The organism is Mycobacterium gordonae, assembly GCF_002101675.1.
GTDB classification, from domain to species: Bacteria; Actinomycetota; Actinomycetes; order Mycobacteriales; family Mycobacteriaceae; genus Mycobacterium; species Mycobacterium gordonae.
Genome location: NZ_LQOY01000025.1, coordinates 33,398 through 54,875, shown reverse-complemented (window position 1 = coordinate 54,875; position 21,478 = coordinate 33,398). Strand labels below are relative to the sequence as shown.

At 67.6% G+C, this 21,478-nt stretch carries 11 protein-coding genes; 4 read left to right on the top strand and 7 right to left on the bottom strand.

Annotated elements, in window-relative coordinates; genetic code table 11:
• Window positions 1-141: 141 nt before the first annotated feature.
• The 7 genes from smc to sepIVA all read right to left on the bottom strand — a co-directional run bounded on the left by smc (window position 142) and on the right by sepIVA (window position 8,044).
• Window positions 142-3,741 (bottom strand): chromosome segregation protein SMC, encoded by a 3,600-nt coding sequence (gene smc, locus AWC08_RS04760; protein ID WP_069434715.1) that lies wholly within the window; start codon window positions 3,739-3,741, stop codon window positions 142-144.
• 123 nt (window positions 3,742-3,864) lie between these two features.
• Window positions 3,865-4,140 (bottom strand): acylphosphatase, encoded by a 276-nt coding sequence (locus AWC08_RS04755; RefSeq protein WP_065136129.1) that lies wholly within the window; start codon window positions 4,138-4,140, stop codon window positions 3,865-3,867.
• Entirely contained in the window at window positions 4,133-4,540 is a 408-nt protein-coding gene (locus AWC08_RS04750) for an OsmC family protein (protein WP_065136128.1), read from the bottom strand. Before AWC08_RS04750 ends, AWC08_RS04755 begins: the two co-directional genes overlap by 8 nt.
• Before the next feature lie 296 nt (window positions 4,541-4,836).
• On the bottom strand, window positions 4,837-5,709 hold the full coding sequence (mutM, locus tag AWC08_RS04745) for a DNA-formamidopyrimidine glycosylase (protein WP_069434716.1): 873 nt from the start codon (window positions 5,707-5,709) through the stop codon (window positions 4,837-4,839).
• Window positions 5,710-5,933: 224 nt separating this feature from the next.
• Window positions 5,934-6,659 (bottom strand): ribonuclease III, encoded by a 726-nt coding sequence (gene rnc, locus AWC08_RS04740; RefSeq protein WP_065136126.1) that lies wholly within the window; start codon window positions 6,657-6,659, stop codon window positions 5,934-5,936.
• Entirely contained in the window at window positions 6,656-7,252 is a 597-nt protein-coding gene (locus AWC08_RS04735; protein ID WP_082986617.1) for a YceD family protein, read from the bottom strand. Before AWC08_RS04735 ends, rnc begins: the two co-directional genes overlap by 4 nt.
• A gap of 54 nt (window positions 7,253-7,306) precedes the next feature.
• On the bottom strand, window positions 7,307-8,044 hold the full coding sequence (gene sepIVA, locus AWC08_RS04730) for a cell division protein SepIVA (protein WP_069434718.1): 738 nt from the start codon (window positions 8,042-8,044) through the stop codon (window positions 7,307-7,309).
• A 221-nt stretch (window positions 8,045-8,265) separates the two neighbouring features.
• On the opposite strand from sepIVA, the gene AWC08_RS04725 reads away from it, so the two are divergent.
• The 4 genes from AWC08_RS04725 to AWC08_RS04710 all read left to right on the top strand — a co-directional run bounded on the left by AWC08_RS04725 (window position 8,266) and on the right by AWC08_RS04710 (window position 21,464).
• Complete coding sequence (locus AWC08_RS04725) at window positions 8,266-9,039, top strand: thioesterase II family protein (protein WP_142283413.1); 774 nt, start codon at window positions 8,266-8,268, stop codon at window positions 9,037-9,039.
• 661 nt (window positions 9,040-9,700) lie between these two features.
• A complete protein-coding gene (gene fadD26, locus AWC08_RS04720) occupies window positions 9,701-11,452 on the top strand; it encodes a long-chain-fatty-acid--AMP ligase FAAL26/FadD26 (RefSeq protein WP_065136906.1) in 1,752 nt (583 codons plus the stop codon).
• Window positions 11,449-16,980, top strand: a complete 5,532-nt coding sequence (locus AWC08_RS04715; RefSeq protein WP_085087418.1) for a type I polyketide synthase — start codon at window positions 11,449-11,451, stop codon at window positions 16,978-16,980. The genes fadD26 and AWC08_RS04715 overlap by 4 nt, the downstream gene beginning before the upstream one ends.
• A complete protein-coding gene (locus AWC08_RS04710) occupies window positions 16,977-21,464 on the top strand; it encodes a type I polyketide synthase (RefSeq protein WP_142283410.1) in 4,488 nt (1,495 codons plus the stop codon). The genes AWC08_RS04715 and AWC08_RS04710 overlap by 4 nt, the downstream gene beginning before the upstream one ends.
• The last annotated feature ends 14 nt before the right edge of the window (window positions 21,465-21,478 follow it).

Sequence of the window (21,478 nt, the reverse complement as noted above, 5' to 3'; positions counted from 1 at the left end):
TCCCCTGTCTCCGGCGGAAAACGCAGAACCGTAGTCTACCTCGGTTCTGAAGATTCCCTCAGACAAACGGGGGCTTCGTGCGGCTGGCCCTTCAGATGGGCATCGGCGAAACTGCTGGCGGGCGCATGCTCAGCCGGGCGGTCAATGGGAGCTATTAGCCACCAGCCGGTCCACCTGCTGACCGCGAATGCGTTGCGAGATGACGGCGGTGATTCCGTCGCCCTGCATCGTCACCCCATACAGCGCGTCGGCCACCTCCATGGTGGGCTTCTGGTGGGTGATGATGATCAGCTGCGAACGGTCCCGCAGCATCTCGAACAGGCTGATCAGCCGGCGCAGGTTGGTGTCGTCGAGCGCGGCCTCGACTTCGTCCATGATGTAGAAGGGCGAGGGCCGGGCCCTGAAGATGGCGACCAGCATCGCCACCGCCGTCAACGCCTTCTCGCCACCGGAGAGCAAAGACAGCCGGGTGACTTTCTTGCCCGGTGGGCGGGCCTCGACCTCGATGCCGGTGGTGAGCATGTCGTCGGGCTGAGTCAGCCGCAGGCGCCCCTCGCCACCGGGGAAAAGCGTGGTGAACACCGTCTGAAATTCGCGCTCGACGTCGACGAACGCTTCGCTGAACACCTGCAGGATGCGGGCATCGACGTCCGCGACGACGTCGAGGAGATCTTTGCGGGCGGCCTTGACATCCTCGAGCTGGGTGGACAGGAAGTTGTAGCGTTCCTCCAGGGCAGCAAACTCCTCGAGGGCAAGCGGGTTGACCCGGCCCAGCTCGTTGAGCTCCCGCTCGGCGCGTTTGGCCCGCCGTTCCTGGGTCATGCGGTCGAACGGCATCGGGGCCGGGGCGACGACCTGCTCGCCCCGCTCACGGGCCTGTTCGAACTCGGACATCTCCAGCTCGGTCGGCGGCAGCGGGACATCAGGGCCGTATTCGGCGATCAGGTCGGTCGGTGCCATCCCGAACTGCTCCAGAATCATCTGCTCGAGCTGCTCGATCCGCAGCGCCGCCTGTGCGTTCGCCACTTCGTCGCGGTGCAGCGAATCGGTGAGGGCTGCCACCCGAGCGCTCAGCTGGTTGGTTTCTTCGCGTACCGCGGCCATCGCCGCAGCCCGCTGCTGCCGCTCGGCGGCCAACTCGTCGCGCATCAACGACGCCGCGTCCACGACCCGGTTGAGCCGCCAGGCCAGCAGGCGACCCGACTCGGCCACGGCTGCGGCCACCGCCGCGGCACGCAGCCGAGCCGCCGCCGCCTGTTCGGCCCGGATACGCGCCTCCCGTTCGGCCGCCGCCGCGCGACGCAGCGAATCGGCCCGTCCCCGGACCGCGTTGGCCCGCTCCTCGGCGGTACGCACGGTCAGCCGGGCCTCGACCTCGAAGCTGCGGGCCTCGTCCGCGGCAGCCGCGATCTCCTGCCGGTTGTCCGGCTCGGCGTGTTGGACGTGCTCCGTCTCTTGGGCATTGCGTAACCGGGTCTCGAGTTCCACGACCTCGTCGAGGGTCCGCGCCCGCCCGGCTTCCAGCTCCTCGCGCTGCGCCAGCAGCCGGCTCCACTCCTCTTCGGCCGTCCGGGCTTCCTGCCCCAACCGGCCGAGCTGGTCGTACATCGCCGAGATCGCGGTATCCGACTCGTTCAGGGCGGCCAGCGCCTGCTCCGCGGCGTCCTGACGGGCGGACTGCTCGGTCAGCGCGCCGGATAGCGCCGCGGTCAGCTGCGCCACCTGCAACTCCGCGGCGGCCAGTTCGTCACGCGCCTTCTCGATCTCCGACGCGATCTCCAGGGTGGACACCTTGCGGTCGGATCCGCCGCTCACCCAGCCGGCACCCACCAGATCGCCGTCGAGTGTCACCGCCCGAAGCTGGGGATTGGCGGCGACCAGATCCAGGGCCGCGCCCAGGTCGCCGACCACCGCGACACCCGACAGCATCGCCACCATCGCCCCACGCAACCGCGGCGGCGCCTCGACCATGTCAAGCGCCCACACCGCCCCGCCGGGCAGGCTGATCGGCGGGTGCGGCGAAGCCGGCCAATCGCCGAGCACCAGCGCCGCGCGGCCGCCGTCGGCCTGTTTGAGTGCAGCGACCGCGGTTCGAGCGGCACCCAAGCTATCCACGGCCAACCCGTCGGCCGCCGACCCCAGCACCGTGGCCAGCGCCGCCTCGTAACCCGATCGCACCTTGACCAGTTCCGCGACCGAACCGAAAAGCCCTGCGGCACTGTGGTTTCGCGCCAGCCAGGCGGTGCCGTCCTTGCGCTCCAAGCTCACCGACAGCGCGTCGATACGGGCCCGCAACGACGCCACCTGCCGTTCAGCGGCACGCTCGGCGGCCTGCAGTTCGGTGACGCGTTCGTCGGTCAGGCGCAGCGCGGCCATCGTCCGCTCGTGCTGATCGTCGAGGCCGACCTCACCCTGGTCCAGCTCACCGACCCGGCTCTGCACTCCTTCGAATTCAGCACGAGTCTGCTGCACCCGGGCGGCAGCGTACTCAATCCGCTCGGACAGCCGCGCGACGCTGTCGTCGATGGATTCAACGCGTGCCCGCATCGTCTCTACCTGGCCGGCAAGCCGGGCCAGGCCCTCCCGCCGGTCGGCTTCCGCGCGGACCGCCGCCAGGTGCGCCCTGTCGGCTTCCACCGCACGACGCTCCCGCTCGGCCAACTCGGCCCGCGCCGCGTCCAGTCGGGTGCGGGCCTCGGCCAGTTCGGCCAGCAGCTGCTCTTCGAAGAGTGCCACCTGCTCGGCCTCCGCTTCCAGCGCATCGGGGTCGGTGTCGCTGGTCCTCGACGGCTCGATATCGAGGTGGTGGGCGCGTTCACTGGCGATGCGCACAGTCGCGCCGACCCGTTCGGCAAGGGCCGACAACCGGAACCACGTCTGCTGTATCGCCTCGGCGCGTTGCGACAGCTCGGTCAGCGATTCCTCGTGCGCGGCCAGCTCCTCGGAAGCCACCGACAGACGGGCGGCGGCCTCGTCGTGCTCGCGCCGCATGGTGGTCTCGGTGTCGAAGATGGCCTGCCGCTCGGAGCGCCGGTTGACCAGGTCGTCGGCGGCCAGCCGTAGGCGGGCGTCACGCAGGTCGGCCTGGATGGTCTGAGCGCGACGAGCCACCTCGGCCTGGCGGCCCAGCGGTTTGAGTTGGCGTCGCAGTTCGGTGGTGAGGTCGTTGAGGCGGGCCAGGTTCGCGGCCATCGCGTCGAGCTTGCGCAGCGCCTTTTCCTTGCGCTTGCGGTGTTTGAGAACGCCCGCGGCTTCTTCGATGAACGCCCGACGGTCTTCGGGACGCGATTGCAGGATTTCGTCCAACTTGCCCTGGCCGACGATGACGTGCATCTCGCGGCCGATCCCAGAGTCACTCAGCAGCTCCTGCACATCCATCAAACGGCAACCGCTGCCGTTGATTTCGTACTCGCTGGCGCCGTCACGGAACATCCGGCGGGTGATCGAGACCTCGGAGTAGTCGATCGGCAGCGCATTGTCGGAGTTGTCGATGGTGACAGTCACCTCAGCCCGGCCCAGGGGCGCGCGCGACGAGGTCCCGGCGAAGATGACGTCTTCCATTTTCCCGCCACGCAGGGTCTTGGCGCCCTGCTCCCCCATTACCCAGGCCAGCGCGTCGACCACGTTGGACTTGCCCGATCCGTTGGGCCCGACGACAGCGGTGATGCCCGGCTCGAAACGCAGAGTCGTTGGCGCGGCGAAGGACTTGAAGCCCTTGAGCGTCAGACTCTTGAGGTACACGAGGGGCCAGATTACCGGTGCGGGCGTTCGCGTCTTCCCGCTCGGGGCGTGTCAGAGGAGGGTCTTCAACCCCTTTCACACCCCTGGCCAATCGGGTCGCTCTGACCCCATCCGCACCAGGCGTCAACGCTCCACGAAACCGGTGAACTCCTCGGTGGGCTCTGACCAGTCGGCGACCACCTTGTCCACCCGGCCCGGCGTGCTGTCACCCCGTAGCAGTTCGAGCAGCCGTTCGCCCGCTTCGCGCGGCCCGTTGGCGACCACCAGCACCCGGCCGTCGGCCTGGTTGGCCGCATAGCCCGTCAGACCCTGCTCCAGTGCCCGACAACGGGTCCACCAACGAAATCCCACGCCCTGGACGTGACCGTGCACCCAGGCCGTCAACCGCACCTCAGGCATCGACCACCTCGAACGTGACGCTTGTTCCGGCCTTCAAGGTGCGCCCGACGGTGCAGACCGCGTCGATGGCCCGGTTGACGACCGTGATCAGGCGCTCCTTCTCCTGCTGCGTCAGGCCGGACAGGTCCAGCTCGAGTTTCTCCTCGAGCAAGGGATAGATTTCGTTGTCCCGATCCGCGGCGCCTGACACTTTGACCACCGCCCGGTAGTCGTCCCCGAGGCGGCGGGCCAGTGGCTGATCGCTGGACATCCCACTGCACGCGGCGAGTGCGATCTTCATCAACTCACCAGGAGTGAACACGCCGTCGACGTCCTCGCCGCCGATCAGCACCTGCGCCCCACGCGAGCTTCGACCGGTGTACCGGCGCGTGCCGGTGCGCTCCACCCAGAGTTCCGTCATGGGTCCCTTTTTACTGGGTGCGGTTCTGTGGCCGTGCGCCGAGCATGCACCAAATGCCGGCCGCAGCGGCGTGTCGACGTACCGGAGCGCACCCTCGTCGCGAGCGGGGTGCGGCCGCAGTTCGCGAGCGTCCGCAAAATGCCAGCCGCAACGGCGTGTCCCCGGCAACACGCGGACGCTCACCAAGCTGGGGGTCGAGCGGCCCAACACCCCACGTCGCGAGCGTCCGCAAAATGCCAGCCGCAACGGCGTGTCCCCGGCAACACGCGGACGCTCACCAAGCTGGGGACCGGCCGCTAACCCCGGGGCCTCGGCTGACATCGCGGGCAGTAGAACGAGGAGCGGTTCATGAACTTCTCCCGGCGCATCACCGCTCCGCACCGACGGCAGTTCTCGCCTTCCCGGCCGTAGGCGTCCAGCGAACGATCGAAGTAGCCCGATTCGCCGTTGACGTTGACGTACAGCGAATCGAACGACGTGCCACCCTTCGCCAGCGCCTCGCGCATCACTTCGGCCGCGGCGTCCAGCACGGCCGTCAGCTTGGGCCGCGACAGACTGGCGGCGATCCGCGCGCCGTTGACCTTGGCCCGCCACAGCGCCTCGTCAGCGTAGATGTTGCCGATCCCCGAGACGACCTGTTGATCCAGCAACTGACGCTTGATCTCGGAGTACTTGCGCCGCAACACATTAACAACGGCTTGGGTGTCAAATCGGGGGTCGAGCGGATCACGGGCCAGGTGTGCGACGGGTTCGGGAACCACGCTGCCATCGATGGCCACCAGGTCGGCCAGCATCCACCCGCCGAAGGTTCGCTGGTCGGCGAAGCTGAGCACCGTCCCGTCGTCCAGCAACGCGGATATCCGGACGTGCTCCGCCCGCGGCACCACGCCCAGCAACATCTGCCCACTCATGCCCAGGTGTACGACGAGCGCCATGTCAGGCTCGGCCTCTTCATCATCTCCGGTACCCAGGGTCAGCCACATGTACTTGCCGCGCCGATCGGTTCCGGTGATGCGGGCGTCGAGAAGGCGCGCCGCCAGATCCGCAGGGCCGGCTTCGTGCCGACGCACGGCGCGGGGATGGTGAACCCGGACACCGGTGATCGTCTTGCCCACCACGTGGGTCTGCAGACCGCGCCGCACCACCTCGACTTCAGGCAGCTCGGGCATCTAGTGATGATCGCAAGCGCGGCGAAGCCGGGCGCAGCGGGTCAGCACCATCGAACCCGTGATGATCGCAAGCGCGGCGAAGCCGGGCGCAGCGGGTAAGCACCATCGGACCCGTGATGATCGCAAGCGCGGCGAAGCCGGGCGCAGCGGGTCAGCACCATCGGACCCGTGATGATCGCAAGCGCGGCGAAGCCGGGCGCAGCGGGTCAGCACCATCAACTGCGTCACGCCGACGATTTCTCCGCAGTGTTCAGCGCTTCCACAGCTTCCAGCGCCTTATACGCCGCTGAGGCGGCCTTCTGCTCGGCCTCCTTCTTGGAGCGCCCCACCCCTGACCCGTATTCGGTCTCCATGACCAGGACCACCGCGGTGAACTCCTTGTCGTGGTCGGGGCCGGTGGAAGTCACCAGGTACGACGGCGGCCCCAGGGCACGAGCCGCGGTCAGCTCCTGCAGGCTGGTCTTCCAGTCCAGTCCGGCACCCAGCGTCGGCGCCGCGTCCAGTAACGGGCCGAACAGCCGCAGGATCGCTTCGCGCGCCACCTCGATTCCGTGCTGCAGGTAGATCGCTCCCAGCAGGGATTCCATCCCGTCCGCCAGGATGCTGGACTTGTCGGCGCCGCCGGTGTTTGCTTCGCCGCGGCCCAGCAGCACGTATGCACCCAGTCCCTCCTCGGTCAGGGTGCGTGCTACATCGGCGAGTGCGTGGGTGTTGACGACGCTGGCGCGCAGTTTGGCCAGGTCACCTTCGGAACGGTCGGGGTGCCGGTGATACAGCTCATCGGTGATGGTCAGCCCCAGCACCGCGTCGCCGAGGAACTCCAGCCGCTCGTTGGTGGGCAACCCACCGTTCTCGTAGGCGTAGCTACGATGCGTCAGCGCCAGTGAGAGCAGCTCGTCCGCGAGATCGACCCCGAGAGCGTCGAGCAGTGTCTGTCGCGACTGGGTCACTGCTCACCTCGCTGTTCGGTGCCCTGGTCGTCCCGATCCGGCAACATCTGAGCCAGCTTGGCCCACCTCGGGTCGAACTGTTCGTGCTGATGGCCGGGCTCAGCGGCGAGCGACACCCCGCACTGCGGGCACAGTCCCGGGCAATCGGGCGAACACACCGGTGAGAAAGGCAGCTCAAGGCCAACGGCATCGATGATCGGTTGCTCGAGGTTGATCGTCTGGTCGACGACGTGGCCCACCTCGTCTTCCTCGGTGGTGGCCTCGGTGGCGCTGTCCGGATAGGCGAACAGCTCGGTCAGCCCAACCTGCACCCGCCCCTGGATCGGCGACAGACACCGGGAGCACTCGCCTGAGGTCGGAGCGTCCACCGTGCCCGTCACCAGCACGCCTTCGGACACCGACTCCACTCGCAGGTCCAGGGCCAACGGCGCACCGGGCCGGATGGCGATCAGCTCCACACCGATGCGCAAAGGGCTGTCCACAGTGTCATGAATCTCGAACATGGAACCGGGCCGTCTGCCCAGCCGGGCGACGTCGATGGTCAACGGTGTGATGGCGCGTCGCTGCGCCGTCTGGCCGTGCTGCCTTGCCATACGGGAATCCTACGGCGCGCAGCGCCCAGGTCCACTGCTTATGGCCGCCGGGGGCTACCGGGTCACGTAGTCGTGCGTTCCCGCCGCGGTGCGAAGCTGGTGACGGCCCCGGCCGACCGAACGCAGCGTGCCGTTGAGGAACTCCTCGAATTCGGCCAGCTTGTTGTCGACATAGATGTCGCATTCGCCCCGCAACCGGTCAGCCTCGGCGTGCGCGGTGTCGATCAGCCGGGTGGATTCCGCATGGGCGGCCTGAACCACCTCGTTCTGCGACACCAGCCGCTGCTGCTCCTTGATGCCCTCCTGCACGGCCTTCTCATAGGAGATGTTGCCGTTCTCGATCAGCCGGTCGCATTCGGTCTTGGCGCGGCTGACGCTGGCCTCGTATTCGCGCTTCGCCGAGGCGGCGATCCGCATCGCCTCCTCGCGCGCTTCACCGACCATCCGCTCGCTGTGCTGACGGGCCTCGCTGACCATCCGGTCGGCTTGAGCCTTCGCGTCGGAAAGCAGCCGGTCGGCCTCCGCACGGGCGTGATTGACCATCGACTCGGCTTCGGTGGTCGCCGAGGACACCATCGAGTCCGCGTGCGACTTTGCGTCGTGCAGCATGGAGTCGCGCGCGTCCAGCACATCCTGTGCATCGTCGAGCTCGCCCGGGATCGCGTCCTTGATGTCGTCGATCAGCTCCAGCACATCGCCGCGGGGTACGACGCAGCCCGCCGTCATAGGAACGCCACGGGCTTCTTCGACAATGGCGCTCAACTCGTCCAGCGCTTCAAAGACTCGGTACACGGCCATACCCTCCTGGCGTCAACTGTTGTTACCAGTGTGCCTGGTGTTACGTCTGTGACAGCGGTGATGCCGCCGGTGTGTCGGGCTCAATTTTTGGCCGCTCGTCGTGCTCACAGTCCCCATGGCCCGCAGACGATCCCCTACTCACCTGGTCTGCCCTTCAGCCTATCGCCGCAGATCCGACCAGGCAGCACCTTGGCGGCCCCCACTTCGCGCCGAGCCTGATTCTCGAACCACGCTATGCTGGCTCGGTGCACGGAAGTTCGACAAACAGCAACAAAGGTGAAAATAGCGATAAACCTACGCTGTATATTTTTCCGCACGCCGGTGGTACCGCCAAGGATTACGTTCCCTTTTCCCGCGAGTTTTCCGGCAGCTTGACGCGCATTGCGGTCCAGTATCCCGGTCAGCGAGACGGAGCCGGACTGCCACCGCTGTCCAGCATTCCCAGTCTCGCCGACGAGATCTTTGCGATGATGAAGCCGGCCGCCCGCCCCGATGTTCCGGTCGCCTTTTTCGGGCACAGCATGGGTGGAATGCTTGCATTCGAAGTGGCATTACGTTTCCAGTCGGCCGGTTATAACGTATTGGCTTTTTTCGTCTCGGCATGTTCGGCACCCGGCCATATCCGGTACAAGCAGATCAAAGGAATGTCCGACAACGAGATGTTGAATTTGATCGCTCAGATGACGGGCATGAACCCGGAATTCTTCAACGACGAGGAATTTCTGGTGGGAGTGTTGCCGACGCTGCGGGCGGCGCGTGCTATCGCCGCCTACGACAGCCCGCCGGAGACGAAGCTGGCGTGTCCCATCTACGCCTTCATCGGCGACAAGGACTGGATAGCGACCCAGGAGGACATGGCGCCATGGGTCGACCGAACGACGTCCGAGTTCGCGCTTCGCGTGTTTACCGGCGACCACTTTTATCTGAACAGCAATTTGCCGGAGCTGGTCGACGACATCGAGACCAAGACGCTGGAGTGGGCCGACTGAACTTAGCCGTGCAGTCAGGACGGCCTGCGCATGACGGCTATCTCTTCACGACCGATACCCCGGTGGCAAAGTACACCCGCACCGGCAGCGACCCCACTGCCCGCTGCGGCCCGCAGTTGTGCGAGCCGGGCGGCCGGCGCCGATCCAACAGAAGCCGTCCGGCCACCCGCATCCGAGGTGTTACTCTCGTCACAACGGGACGCCGGTCCCAAAAATCGGCCGGTAGCGGGATCGAGAACATCAGGCTCAGAACTCACGACACCAACATCTGCCACCGATGTATCACAAGTCACATCAGTCACAGTACCTGGCAGGAGTGAATAAGATTCAGCGCAGATCAGCCAACTGCGCCGCAAAGCGACGGACCTCTGCGATCGCTGTGGGATGCGTGTGGATTTTCCAATAATGCCCCCGCCCGTACCGGGAGATGATTACCGTTGAACACGCGACTAGTTGTTTGGGGAGCGGAATTAGTCCAGGGGCGATCATCAGGCGGCACACAGTGGTGCTTCGGTGGGGACGGAAGTAATCGTCGACGCGGACTAGGCAACTCAAGCGTGCGGTTTTTCGGCACTGGACGCACCGCTATGCGGCCCCACTTCTTGCGAAGTGAGGCCGCAATAGTGCACAAGGGCAAACGTTCGAACGGGAGTGTAAAGCGATGCCGGTGACTGACGGGTCCCTACCCGCTTTGCTGAAGCAGCGGGCCGATCAGCAGGCCGATACCGCGGCGTACACATTTATCGATTACGGATTGGATCCGAACGGCTTTGCTGAGACGCTGACCTGGTCCCAGGTTTACGGGCGGGCTTGCGTCATCGCCGAAGAACTGAAGCTGTGTGGCGCGCCGGGTGACCGGGTCGCGATTCTGGCCCCGCAGGGCTTGGAATACGTCATCGCATTCCTTGGCGCCCTGCAGGCCGGATTCATCGCCGTCCCATTGTCGACGCCGCAGTATGGGATCCACGACGACCGCGTCTCCGCGGTGTTGCGCGACTCCAAACCGGTCGCCATTCTCACGACGTCGTCCGTGGTGAGTGACGTGACGAAATACGCGACCGCACAGAACGGCCAGTCCGCTCCCTTCATCATTGAAGTCGATCTGCTCGATCTGGACTCGCCCCGGGACTTATCGGCCGTCCCCCGGCCAGCCAGTGGGGCGGCCTATCTCCAATACACATCCGGGTCCACCCGCACGCCGGCCGGTGTCATTGTGTCGCACAAGAATGTCATCGCAAATGTGACGCAGAGCCTGTACGGCTATTTCGGGGACCTGGCCAAAATTCCTAACGGAACCGTGGTGTCGTGGCTGCCCCTTTTCCACGACATGGGCCTGATACTCGGAATCTGTGCACCGATGGTCGCCGAGCGCAGCGCGGTGCTGCTGAGCCCCATGGCATTTCTGCGCCGCCCGGCCTGCTGGATGCAACTGCTTGCCAGTAACCCGTCGCCTTTCTCCGCAGCGCCGAATTTCGCTTTCGAATTGGCCGTGCGCCGAACGTCCGACGAGGACATGGCGGGCCTCGATCTGAGCGACGTGGTCGGCATCGTCTCCGGCAGCGAACGAATCCACGTGGCGACCGTGAAGCGTTTCACCGAACGATTCGCCAAGTACAACCTGAGCCCCACCGCGGTGCGGCCCTCCTACGGCCTGGCCGAAGCGACGTTATACGTGGCCGCACCCGAACCCGGGACCGCACCCACCACCGTGCGCTTCGACTACGAACACCTGACCGCAGGCCAGGCCAAACGCTGTGGCTCCGAAGGATCGGTCGGCACCGAACTCATCAGCTACGGCTGCCCCGACCCGTCTGCGGTACGGATCGTCAACCCCGACACCATGGTCGAGAACATGTCCGGCGACGTCGGCGAGATCTGGGTGCACGGCGACCACGTCGCCCTGGGTTACTGGCAGAAGCCCGAGCAGACCAACCGCATCTTTAACGCCCGCATCGTCGACCCGGCGCCGGGCACCCCGGAAGGGCCGTGGCTGCGCACCGGGGATCTGGGCGTGCTGTCCGAAGGCGAGCTGTTCATCATGGGCCGCATCAAGGACCTGCTCATCGTCGACGGCCGCAACCACTACCCCGACGACATCGAGGCGACGATCCAGGAGATCACCGGCGGCAGGGTCGCCGCGATCTCGGTGCCGGACGACATCACCGAGCAGCTGGTGGCGATCATCGAGCTCAAACGGCGTGGCGCTTCGGCAGAGGACGCGATGCTCAAGCTGCGCTCGGTCAAACGTGAGGTCACCTCCGCGATTTCGCGCTCACACAGCCTGCGGGTCGCCGATCTGGTCTTGGTGTCCCCCGGCTCCATTCCCATCACCACCAGCGGCAAGATCCGACGGTCGGCCTGCGTTGAGCGATACCGCAGCGACGGGTTCAAGCGGCTGGACGTGACCGTATGACATCCGGCATCAGCGGCGAGGCTGACCTGCGTCACTGGCTGGTCGATTACCTGGTCACCAACATCGGATGCCGGCCCGACGAGGTCGACCCGGATCTGTCCCTGGCGGACCTCGGCGTGAGCTCCCGCGACGCGGTCGTACTGTCCGGTGAACTGACCGAGTTGCTGGGCAGGACGGTCTCCCCCATCGACTTCTGGGAGCACCCGACGATCAACGATCTGGCCGCGTACCTCACCGCCCCCGAGCCCGAACCCGACGCGGGTGCCGCGCTGCACCGTCCGGGCCGCAACTCACTCGACGAGCCGATCGCGGTGATCGGCATCGGATGCCGCTTCCCCGGCGGCATATCCGGGCCAGATGCGTTGTGGGACTTTCTTTGCGAGCGACGTTCGTCGATCGGGAAGGTACCGGACGAACGGTGGGAACTCTTCGACGACGGCTCCGCGGAAGCCAGGGCCGTGCTCGCCCGGACTACGCGCTGGGGTTCGTTCCTGCCCGACATCGAGTCGTTCGACGCCGAATTCTTCGAAATTTCCCCCAGCGAAGCCGACAAGATGGACCCGCAGCAGCGACTGCTGCTCGAAGTGGCATGGGAAGCGTTGGAGCATGCCGGAATTCCGCCCAGCTCGCTGCGCCGCTCCCAAACCGGGGTGTTCGCCGGATCGTGCCTGAGCGAATACGGAGCCATCGCCTCCACCGACCTTGCGCAGATCGACGGGTGGAGCAACACCGGGGGCGCGATGAGCATCATCGCCAACCGGTTGTCGTATTTCCTTGACCTGCGCGGTCCTTCGGTAGCAGTGGATACCGCGTGCTCGTCGTCGCTGGTGGCGATTCACCTGGCCTGTCAGAGCCTTCGTACCCAGGACTCCCAGCTGGCGATCGCGGCCGGCGTGAACTTGTTGTTGTCCCCGGCGGTTTTTCGCGGTTTCGACCAGGTGGGCGCGTTGTCGCCGACGGGTCACTGCCGCGCCTTCGACGCTGCCGCCGACGGGTTCGTCCGCGGCGAGGGCGCCGGCGTGGTGGTGCTCAAGCGGTTGACCGACGCGCAACGCGACGGCGACCGGGTGCTGGCGGTCATCTGCGGCTCGGCCGTAAACCAGGACGGCCGGTCTAACGGGTTGATGGCGCCGAACCCGGCCGCGCAGATGGCGGTGCTGCGGGCCGCGTACGCGAATGCCGGCATGCAGCCCACCGAGGTGGACTACGTCGAGGCGCACGGCACCGGAACCCTGCTCGGCGACCCGATCGAGGCGCGCGCTCTGGGCACCGTGTTGGGTCGTGGACGCCCCGTTGAGGCTCCCCTGCTGCTGGGTGCCGTCAAGACCAATCTGGGGCACACCGAGGCCGCGGCCGGGATCGCCGGTTTCATCAAGGCCGTCCTTGCGGTGCAGCGCGGGCAGATCCCGCCGAACCAGCGCTTCGAAAGCCCCAACCCACACATTCCGTTCGCCGATCTGCGAATGAAAGTGGTTGACTGCCAGACGGATTGGCCACTAACCGGGCACCCCCGCCGCGCCGGCGTGTCGTCGTTCGGATTCGGTGGAACCAACGCCCACGTGGTGCTCGAGCAAGGCCAGGACATCGCCAAATCATGCGGGCAGGATCCGGAACCGGCCGTCTCGACGCTGATCGTGGCCGGCAAGACGCCGCAACGCGTGGCCGCGACGGCCGGAGTGCTGGCCGACTGGATGGAGGGCGCCGGAGCCCAGGTGCCGTTGGCCGACGTCGCCCACACCCTAAATCACCACCGGTCGCGTCAGGCCAAGTTCGGCACCGTGGTGGCGCGTCGCGGCGCTGAGGGCCGCGAGCAGGCTATCGCCGGTTTGCGCGCGCTCGCCGCGGGCCAGCTGGCAGCCGGTGTGGTCGGCCCCAGGGACGACTCACCCGGTCCCGGCACGGTGTTCGTCTACTCCGGCCGAGGGTCGCAATGGCCCGGAATGGGGCGCCGGTTGCTGGTCGACGAACCGGCCTTCGCCGCGGCAATCGTGGACCTGGAGCCCGATTTCGTTGCGCAGGCCGGCTTCTCGCTGTACGACGTGCTGGCGGACGGCAAGGAGCTGGTGGGTATCGAGCAGATCCAGTTGGGTCTGATCGGCATGCAGTTGGCGCTCACCCAGTTGTGGCGTTCCCACGGGGTGGAGCCCGACCTGGTGGTCGGGCACTCGATGGGCGAGGTGGCCGCGGCCGTGGTCGCCGGGGCACTCACCCCGGCCGAGGGCCTGCGGGTCACCGCCACCCGGGCCCGCTTGATGGCGCCGCTGTCCGGACAGGGTGGGATGGCGCTGCTGGAGCTCGACGCCGCGGCCACCGAGTCGCTGATCGCTGACTACCCGGCGGTGACCCTGGGAATCTTCAACTCCCCGCGCCAGACCGTGATCTCCGGGCCCACCGAGCAGATCGAGGAATTGATCACCCGGGTACGCGCCCGGGACCGGTTCGCCAGCCGGGTCAATATCGAAGTGGCGCCGCACAACCCGGCCATGGACGCGCTACAGCCGGCGATGCGTGCCGAGCTCGCCGACCTTCAGCCGCGTACGCCGAACATTCCGATCATCTCCACCACGTACGAAACACCGGACATCACGGTGCATTTCGATGCCGAACACTGGGCTGTCAACATGCGCAACCCGGTTCATTTCCAGCAGGCCATCCGGCACGCTGCCAGCGCGGCCGGGGGCGACCACAAAACCTTCGTCGAGATCAGCGCCCACCCACTGCTCACCCAGGCCGTCGTCGACACCCTGCACAGTGCCCAGCACGGCACCCACTACACCAGCGTCGGCACCCTGCAGCGCGACACCGACGACACCATCACCTTCCGCACCAACGTCAACACCGTCCACAGCGCCCACCCGCCGCATACTCCACACCCGGCAGAGCCGCACCCGCCACTGCCCAGCACGCCCTGGCAACATTGCCGGCACTGGTTCAACCCCAGACGCGTTGCCAACTCGGTGGCCGCGGCGCCGTCAGCGGGCACGCTGCTCGGTCCGCACAGTACGGTCACCGCTGTGTCCGGCGGTCGGCCGTCGCACCTGTGGCAGGCCCGGCTGGCCCCGGAGGCCAAGCCGTACCGCGGCCGGCACCGCTTCCACGGTGTCGAGGTGGTGCCGGCGTCCGTCGTCCTGTACACACTGCTCTGCGCCGCAGACCAATCGGGGTATCCGGCGCTGTCGAAAGTGCGATTCGACCAACCCGTCTTCGTTGATCAGCCACGCCTGATCCAGGTGGTGGCCGACGACCAGTCGATCAGCCTGGCCTCGCGCCCGGCCGACACCGCGTCGGACCACTGGACACACCACGTCACCGCGCAACTGTCCGCGGCGGCACCGGAGCCCGCCACGAAGGTTCCCCAGCACAGCCGCACCCTGGTCGACGACGACATCCCGGACATCACCGAACAACTTGCGCTCCGCGGGGTGGACGGCCTGCCGTTCAAATGGACCCTGGAATCCTGGGAGCCGACCCCCACCGGCCGCTACGCGGCGATCGCACTGCCCGACGCACTGCCCGACGGTTCGACCGGACCGCTGTTGGACGCCGCCGTGATCGTCGGGGCGCTGTCTGACAGCACCGATGCACGCCTCTACGTGCCGGCCGGCATCGAGCGGGTATGGCTGCGGGACAACGGACCCGAGGCCCAAGGCGCGGTGCTGCTCAGCCGCACCGGAGGTGACGGGGAGGCCATCACCGTCGACATCACGGCCGGGGCGCCCGGGGGCGCACCGTGCCTGTCGATGCACTCGCTTCGCTACCGCGCGCTGGACTTCGACGCCGCCCCAGCCGTCGAGCCTTCGGACACGCGCACATTCGCCCACACCCTGGACTGGCAGCCGCGTGTCGGCGCCACCGAACCACTGGGTCCGGGGACCCTCGCGATCCTCGGCGACGAAGGCTGGACAACACGGGACCGTTTGCCGCAGTTCGGTTTCGGGCCAGGCACTTTGGCCGACGCGCGGTACGTGTTGTACGTCGCGGAGGCCGAGCCCGCCGATGACGGCGACGTCGACTTCGCCGTGCGGGTCTGCGCGGAAGTCAGCGCCGCCGTCCGTGCCCTGGCGCAGCGGACCGACTCCGTCACCTTCTGGATCGTCACCCGCGGCGTACACGAGGCGGCGACCGCGTCGGCGCTGCGCCAGAGCTTCCTGTGGGGTCTGGCCGGCGTGATCGCCGCCGAGCACCCCGAATTGTGGGGCGGGCTGGTCGATCTCGCCGATTCAGCGGACGGTTCCGCGCCGGAACTCGCCGACCTCATACAGCACCCGAGTAAGTCGATCCTGGTGCTGCGTGCGGGTGTCGCGCTCACGCCGGCGTTGGCGGCGTTGCCCGGTGAACCGGTGCGCAAGCCGGTGGCGTGCCGACCCGAAGCGGCCTACCTGATCACCGGCGGCATGGGCGCGCTCGGCCTGCTGATGGCGGGCTGGCTGGCCGACCGCGGCGCCCGGCGTTTGGTGCTGACCGGCCGGACCGCGCTGCCGCCGCGACGGGACTGGGACACCGACACCCTGGACGCCGGACTGCGGCGCAAGATCGACGCGATCCGTGCGCTGGAAATGCGCGGCGTCGCAGTCGAAGCCATCCCCGTCGATGTCGGAAACCGCGACCAGTTGCGGGCCCTGCTGGATCGGCGCGACGCCGACGGCGCCGCCCCGATCCGCGGGATCATCCACGCGGCCGGCGTCACCAATGACCAGTTGGTGACCACCATGACCGACGATGCCGTGCGCGACGTGGTGTGGTCCAAGATCGGCGGCGGCCAGGTGCTGCACGATGCGTTCCCCCCGGGCAGCGTCGACTTCTTCTTCCTGACCTCCTCGGCCGCAACGGTTTTCGGCATCCCGGGCCAGGGCTCCTACGCCGCGGCCAACTCCTATCTGGACGCGCTGGCGCGCTCGCGGCACCAGCAGGGCTGCCACACGATGAGCCTGGACTGGGTGGCCTGGCGTGGCCTCGGGTTCGCCGCGGGCAATCGGATCGTCGGCGACGAGCTGGCCCGCCTCGGCTCGCGTGACATCACGCCGCAGGAGTCGTTCACCGCGTGGGAGCACGTCGACGGCTACGACGTAGCGCAGGCGGTGATGCTGCCGGTGCCTGCGACCGCGGACGGATCGGTGATCGAGGACCGCTACCTCATTCCGGCTCGGGACTGGTCGGCGCTGTCGGCGGCGGAGGTGCGAGAGGAGTTCGAGAACGGGCTGCGCGGCATCATCGCGCGCGAGCTCCGGTTGCCCGAGACCGACTTGGACAGCCACCGACCGTTCGCCGAACTCGGTCTCAATTCGCTGATGGCGATGGCGATTCGGCGTGAGGCCGAGCAGTTCGTGGGCATGGAACTGTCGGCGACCATGCTGTTCAACCATCCGACCGTGTCGGCGCTGGCGACCTACCTGGCCAATCGGGTAGCACCCGAACAGGATTCGGGTGAAGACGAGATGGCAGCGCTGTCCGCGTCGGCGGGCAGCGTGCTGGACAGCCTCTTTGACCGCATCGAGTCGACGTCGTCTGAGGCCGAAAGGTCCTCGTGATGCGAACGGCTTTCAGCCGGATCTCCGGTATGAGCGCGCAACAACGCGCCACCCTCTCAGGCGAGTTCGAGAAGATCTCGCGGATCGTTGTGGCCGAGCCGATCGCGGTGGTCGGGATCGGCTGCCGCTTTCCCGGTGAGGTGGTGGGGCCGGACAGCTTCTGGGACCTGTTGGTCCAGGGCCGCAACGCGATTTCGCCGGTGCCCGCCGACCGTTGGGACGCCGAGGAGTTTTACGACCCCGACCCGTTGACACCGGGACATATGACCACCAAGTGGGGCGGGTTCGTCCCCGACATCGCGGGGTTCGACGCCGAGTTCTTCGGCATCACGCCGCGCGAAGCCGCGGCGATGGACCCCCAGCAGCGGATGCTGCTCGAAGTGGCGTGGGAGGCTCTCGAGCACGCCGGCATACCGACGGATTCGCTGTCGGGCACCCGCGCCGGCGTCATGATGGGCGTGTACTTCAACGAGTACCAGTCCATGCTGGCCGCCGACCCCGACGCCGTGGACGCCTACACCGGTACCGGTAATGCGCACAGCATCACCGTGGGCCGCATCTCGTACCTGTTGGGCTTGCGCGGCCCGGCGGTGGCAGTGGACACCGCCTGTTCGTCCTCGCTGGTGGCCGTGCACCTGGCGTGTCAGAGCCTGCGACTGCGGGAGACCGATCTGGCACTGGCCGGCGGCGTGAGCGTCACGCTGCGTCCGGAAACCCAGATCGCCATTTCCGCGTGGGGCCTACTGTCCCCGCAGGGCCGCTGCGCCAGCTTCGACGCCGCCGCCGATGGTTTCGTGCGTGGTGAGGGCGCCGGCGTGGTCGTCCTCAAGCGGTTGACCGACGCGGTGCGCGACGGCGACCGGGTGCTGGCGGTGGTCCGCGGATCGGCGGTCAACCAGGACGGCCGCTCCAACGGGGTCACGGCGCCCAACACGGCCGCGCAGTGCGATGTGATCGCGGACGCGCTGCGCTGTAGCGACGTGGCGCCCGAGAGCGTCAACTACGTCGAGGCGCACGGCACCGGAACGGTGCTCGGTGACCCTATCGAATTCGAAGCGCTGGCAGCGACTTACGGTCTGGTCAAGGGTCAGGGCGGTGACGCGTGCGCGCTGGGCGCCGTGAAGACCAATCTGGGCCACCTCGAGGCGGCGGCCGGGATCGCCGGCTTCATCAAGGCAGCGCTGGCCGTCCAGCGTGGCCAGATCCCGCCCAATCTGCACTTCTCGCAATGGAATCCGGCGATCGATGCGGCGGCGACCCGATTCTTCGTGCCCACCGAAAACACGCCATGGCCCGGCACCGACGGCCCGCGCCGGGCGGCGGTGTCCTCATTCGGGTTGGGGGGCACCAACGCGCACGTCATCATCGAGCAGGGCCCCGACCTGGCCCCGGCAACCGGGTCCGACACCGGCGTGTCGACGCTGGTGGTGTCGGGCAAGACGCCGCAGCGAGTGGCCGCGACGGCCGCAACGCTGGCCGACTGGCTGGAGATCACCGACGTCGCCGTCGCGGACGTCGCCCATACGCTGGGCCACCATCGCACCCGGCACAGCAGGGTGGCGCACGTGGTGGCCCGCGACCGCAAGCAGGCCGTCGACGGATTACGCGCCCTGGCGGCGGGACAGCACGCCGCGGAGGCCTGCCATGACGCTCCGGGGCCGGGCATCGTCTTCGTGTACTCCGGGCGCGGCTCGCAGTGGACCGGCATGGGCCGCCGATTGCTCTCCGACGAACCGGCTTTCGCGGACGCGGTCGCCGAGCTGGAGCCGGTTTTCTCCCAGCAGGCCGGCTTCTCGCTGCACGATGTGCTGGCGAGCGGCCGTGAACTGGTCGGCATCGAGCAAATCCAGCTGGGCCTGATCGGCATGCAACTCGCGCTGACGCAGCTGTGGCGCTCCCACGGAGTGCATCCCGACCTGGTGATCGGGCATTCGATGGGCGAGGTGGCCGCCGCGGTGGTGGCCGGCGCGCTCACGCCCGCAGAAGGCCTGCGGGTCACCGCAACCCGGTCCCGGCTGATGGCGCCGCTGTCCGGGCAGGGCGGGATGGCCATGCTGGGGCTCGACGCCGAGGCCACCGAGGCGCTGATCGCCGACTACCCGCAGGTGACGCTGGGCATCTACAACTCACCGCGCCAGACCGTCATCTCCGGGCCGACCGCGCAGATCGACGAACTCATCGCCACGGTGCGCGCCCAGAACCGCTTCGCCGGCCGGGTCAACATCGAAGTGGCGCCGCACAACCCGGCCATGGACGCACTGCAGCCCGCAATGCGCGCGGAGCTGGCGGACCTGGCACCACGCAGCCCGACCCTGCCGATCATCTCGACCAGCTACGAAACCCTGGACAGCACACCGGCGTTCGACGCCGAGCACTGGGCCACCAACATGCGCAACCCGGTGCGATTCCAGCAGGCGATCACCGCGGCAGCCGAGCAGCACCACACTTTTATTGAGATCAGCGCGCACCCACTGCTCACCCAGGCCATCTCCGAAACCGTGCCAGCCGCGGGCTATCGCGCCCTGGGCACGTTGGCGCGCGACACCGATGACACCGTGACATTCCGCACCAACCTCTACACGGTGCGCGCGCCGGAGATCCCGCACCCGCCCGAGCCGCACGCGGCCGTTCCCACCACGCCGTGGCAGCACACCCGCCACTGGATCGACATTGACGTGGTACGTCCGGAACGCTTGAGCCGCAACCGCCTTCAGCATCAGGGCACCGGAAGCACCGTCGCGGACTGGAGTTACCAGCTGGACTGGCCGGTGCGCCCCGCACCGGACGCGGAGCTGGCTGCCGACGCAACCTGGCTGGTGGCAGCCGAACCGGCACTGGCCGACGCCATGGTCGCGGCCGCGGGTGCCCGGGTGACTCCCGAAGACGCCGTCGACCTGGACGGTGTGGACAACGTGCTGTACGCACCGCCGGTGGCCGGTGAACCGTTCGACATTTCGGCGGCCTACCGGGTTTTCCGCACCGCACGTCAGCTCGCCGCGAAGATGGTGGCGACCGGTGCGCCGCAGAAGTTGTTCATCATGACCCGCAACGCACAGCCGGTCGCCGAAGGCGATCGGGCCAATCCCGGCCACGCGGTGCTGTGGGGTCTGGGCCGCTCGCTGGCCCTCGAGCATCCCGAAATCTGGGGCGGCCTGATCGACGTCGACGACACGATGCCCGCGGCGCTGGCCGCCCAGCACGTGCTCGCGGCCGCCGGGCGCCCAGACGACGAAGACCAGGTGGTGTACCGGTCGGCGAATCGCCATGTCCCCCGACTGCACTGGCGACCGCAGAACGCAGAAGCAGCGGAGACACAGCTGCGCGGCGACACCAGCCAGCTGGTCATCGGCGCCACGGGCAACATCGGGCCGCAGCTGATCCGTCAGCTCTCCCGGATGGGCGCCACGACGATCGTCGCGGTGGCGCGCAAACCCGGCGCGCTGCAGGCGCTGGCCGATGAACTGCGCACGGCCGGAACCGATCTGGTCGAGGTGGCCGCCGACGCCACCGACGCCGCGGCGATGGGCGCGCTGTTCGACCGGTTCGGGGCCGACCTGCCGCCGCTCGAGGGGATCTTTCTGGCCGCGTTCGCCGGCGGCCCGGTGCTGCTGAGCGAGATGTCCGACGACGACGTGGCCGCCATGTTCGGTCCCAAGCTGGACGCCGCAGCACTGCTGCACCGGCTATCGCTACGGCACCTGACCGACGTGCGGCACTTCGTCCTATTCTCCTCGGTCTCCGGCCTGCTCGGTTCCCGCTGGCTCGCCCACTACACCGCAACCAGCACCTTCCTGGACACCTTCGCCTACGCGCGGCGCGCCATGGGGCTGCCGGCCACCGTCGTCGACTGGGGGTTGTGGAAATCCCTGGCCGACGCGCAGCGGGACGCCAGCCAGCTCAGCGCCGAATCGGGGCTGGTGCCCATGGACGACGAGACCGCCATCGGGGCGCTGCCGATAGTGATGGCCGCGGGCGCCGCGGCGCGCACCGCGGTGGTCGCCGCCGACTGGCCATTGCTAGCAGCGGCATTCCGGACCCGCGGATCGCTGCGCATCGTCGATGACCTGCTGCCGGCGCCCGACGATGTCGCCCTGCCGGAGAGCGAGTTCCGCAAGGCATTGCGGGCCGCCGACGCACACCGCCGCCACGACATGCTGCTCGATCAGGTGAACGCGCTGGCCGCGACGGTGATGGGCATGCCGGCCACCGAGACGCTCGATCCGTCCACCGGGTTCTTCCAGCTCGGCATGGACTCGTTGATGAGCGTGACGCTGCAGCGTGCGCTGTCCGATACCCTCGGCGAATACCTGCCTGCCTCAGTCGTTTTCGACTATCCGACGGTGTACGGGTTGACCGACTACCTGGCTACCGTGCTGCCGGAGTTTGCCGAGCTGGCGGTCGCGGAAGTCGAACAGCCACCAGACACCTACGACGACCTGAGCGAAGACGAGTTGCTGCGGCAACTTTCAGAGAGGCTGAGCTGACCGCTGTGACCAGT

Bases quoted from the DNA above. Each gene is read 5' to 3' on its own strand.
- fadD26 (WP_065136906.1), top strand. From the start codon at position 9,701: ATGCCGGTGACTGACGGGTCCCTACCCGCTTTGCTGAAGCAGCGGGCC.
- AWC08_RS04750 (WP_065136128.1), bottom strand. From the start codon at position 4,540: ATGACGGAACTCTGGGTGGAGCGCACCGGCACGCGCCGGTACACCGGT.
- AWC08_RS04735 (WP_082986617.1), bottom strand. From the start codon at position 7,252: ATGGCAAGGCAGCACGGCCAGACGGCGCAGCGACGCGCCATCACACCG.
- mutM (WP_069434716.1), bottom strand. From the start codon at position 5,709: ATGCCCGAGCTGCCTGAAGTCGAGGTGGTGCGGCGCGGTCTGCAGACC.
- AWC08_RS04715 (WP_085087418.1), top strand. From the start codon at position 11,449: ATGACATCCGGCATCAGCGGCGAGGCTGACCTGCGTCACTGGCTGGTC.
- AWC08_RS04755 (WP_065136129.1), bottom strand. From the start codon at position 4,140: ATGCCTGAGGTGCGGTTGACGGCCTGGGTGCACGGTCACGTCCAGGGC.